The organism is Dietzia cercidiphylli (assembly GCF_014145145.1).
GTDB lineage: Bacteria > Actinomycetota > Actinomycetes > Mycobacteriales > Mycobacteriaceae > Dietzia > Dietzia natronolimnaea.
Window position 1 is genome coordinate 1 of the sequence record NZ_JAALEA010000533.1, and the last position, 2,702, is coordinate 2,702.

Here is a 2,702-nt window from a genome sequence, read left to right on the forward strand (position 1 = left end):
TGGATCGCTGTGCGCCGGACTTCGAGGCCGGGCGTCGTCCACCGGGGGCACGGGTGGATCGCGTGTTCGAGCTGGGTGCCATGGGGGTCACTCTATCTTCTCGGACCCCATTGGTAACAGCAGCCACACGGGCCGGGGTCGGTCAGAAGCCCCTCGGTACCGCCCGGACCGCGTCGATGCCCCCATGGGCTCCGGAGATGTCCACGTCCACCGCGTCCCTGCCGAACGCCCACAGGATCAACTCGACGGGGGCGGCCGTCACACTGACCATCGGGGCCAACGCGGCGCCCGTGGACACCGCACCGGACTTGGTCAACGTGATCCCCGGTGGGGTGCGCAGGTCGACCCGGGCGGACACCCGACGGAGGAACGTCCTGGCCACCGTGGTGCCCAGCGCCCAGATGCGATCGAGGTCCTCGACGTCGAACTCCCGCGTCGTCCATTCGCCACCGGCCCGGCGGACGTCCTCGTGGTGGACGAGGTACTCCGCGGCGTTGGCCAGCCGGTCTGCGTAGCGGAGCGGCGAGTACCACGGCGCACCCGCCGCGATCTTCTCGAGCAGTTCGTCCCACGGACGCTCGGCCTCACGGAGGCGCAGTTCCTCCATCCGCGAGGCGAGCGCCGGCAGGACGATTCCCGCGGCGGCGTCGGGGCGTGCCTCCCGCACGACCAGGTGCGCCGCGAGATCCCGGGTCGTCCACCCGGCGCACAGCGTCGGTGCCTCCGGCCCGGCGGCGCGCATCGTCTCGACGAGAGCGCTGCGCTCCCGCTGCGCCAGTGTCCGCCGGTCGGGGTTCACCGGACTCAGTCCTGCGCTGCCACGGAGGTGATGACGGTGGGCACGATCATGGGCTTGCGACGCCACTTGTCGGAGACCCAGGTGCCCACGGTGCGGCGGACCGCCTGCGCGAGTCGGTAGGGGTCGGTCTCACCCTCCCCTGCCAGGTCCCACAGTGCGTTCTCGACCAGCTCGACGACCGGCGCCAACGCGCCCGGCTCGTCGGTGAATCCCTTGGCGATGATCTGGGGCTTGCTCACCGGTCGACCGGTGCGGGGGTCCACCACCACCGTGGCGACGATGAAGCCGTCCTCGGACAGCGCGGTGCGGTCCGCCAGCACGGTGTCGCCGACGTCGCCGGTGGACAGACCGTCCACGTACAGGTGGCCGACCGGGATCTGACCGACGGTGGTCGCCTTGCCGTCGACGAGGTCCACCACGACGCCGTTCTGTGCGAGCACCACGTTCTCCGCCGGCACGCCGGTCGCGACCGCCAGGGCCCGGTTGGCCCGCAGGTGCCGCCACTCTCCGTGGACGGGCATGGCGTTCTTCGGCCGAACGGCGTTGTAGACGAAGAGCAGCTCGCCCGCGTCCCCGTGTCCGGAGACGTGGATGTTGGCATCGCGGCTGGTCACCACGTTCACGCCCATCTGGGACAGACTGTTCTGCACGCTGAAGACCGGCTCCTCGTTGCCCGGGACGATCGACGAGGAGAACAGGACGGTGTCGCCCTCGGAGAGGTTGATCTGCCGGTGCTCGCGGCGGGCCATCCGGGACAACCCGGCCATCGACTCCCCCTGGGTCCCGGTGGTCATCACGAGGACCTTCTCGGAGGGGAGCTTCGCCGCGGCGTCCATGTCGATCAGAACGCCCTTCGGGTCCGTGAGCAGACCCAGTTCGAGCGCGATCTCCATGTTCCGGATCATGGACCGACCGGTGAGCGCGACCTTCCGGCCGCAGGCCTCGGCGGCCGCGATGACGGACTGCACGCGGTAGACGTTGGAGGCGAAGCAGGCCACCACGACGAGTCTGCGGGCGTCGCTGATGAGCCGCTGGAGAGCGGGGCCGACCTCGGACTCCGAGCGGCTGACTCCCGGGGTGGTGGCGTTGGTGGAGTCCAACAGCAGCAGGTCGATACCCTCGTCGCCGAACCGCGCCATCTTGGCCAGGTCGGTGGGCCGCTTGTCGGTGGGAAGCTGGTCGAGCTTGATGTCGCCCGACATCATCACGGAGTTGCCGCCCGCACGGACGACAACGCCCAGGCACTCGGGGATCGAGTGGTTGACGTCGAAGTAGCGGACCTCGAACGGGCCGAACGAACTCACGCTCGACTCGTCGACCTGCTGGAAGACCGGCTTGATCCGGTGCTCCCGGCACTTGGCCGCCACCAGGGCCAGGGTGAACCTGGATCCCACGACAGGGATGTTCGGGCGCAGTTTGAGAAGGAACGGGATCGCACCGATGTGGTCCTCGTGGGCGTGCGTGAGAACGAGCGCCTCGACCTGGTCGAGTCGGTCCTCGATGTGACCGAAGTCCGGGAGGATCAGGTCGACTCCGGGCTCCGTCGAACTCGGGAACAGGACACCGCAGTCCACGATCAGAAGCTTCGAGTCGTACTCGAAGGTCATCATGTTGCGGCCGATCTCCGTGATCCCGCCGAGCGCGACCAGACGCATCGCACCCTTGCGCGGCTTGGGCGGGCTGGGCAGCCGGACCGTCATGTCCCCGCCCTGCATGGTCTTGACGCCGCCGAACTCGGCGGTGGAGGTGGTCCCGTTACCACGGCCGCGGCCCCGGCCACCACGGCCCCGGCCGCCGCCGTTCTGACCGCCACCCTGGTTGCCGCCGTTCTGGCCGCCGCTGTTCTGACCGCCACCGTTCTGGCCGCCGTCGGAGGACGCTCCGCGCCCGCGACCACGCGAGG

At 69.7% G+C, this 2,702-nt stretch carries 2 protein-coding genes; both read right to left on the reverse strand.

From position 1 onward, the window contains the following. Positions 1 to 142: 142 nt before the first annotated feature. Positions 143 to 799 (reverse strand): TIGR03085 family metal-binding protein, encoded by a 657-nt coding sequence (locus tag G6028_RS16945; protein ID WP_182617816.1) that lies wholly within the window; start codon positions 797 to 799, stop codon positions 143 to 145. A 5-nt stretch (positions 800 to 804) separates the two neighbouring features. Then, positions 805 to 2,702: ribonuclease J (locus G6028_RS16950; protein ID WP_277817635.1), on the reverse strand; the 1,898-nt coding region annotated here is incomplete at its 5' end.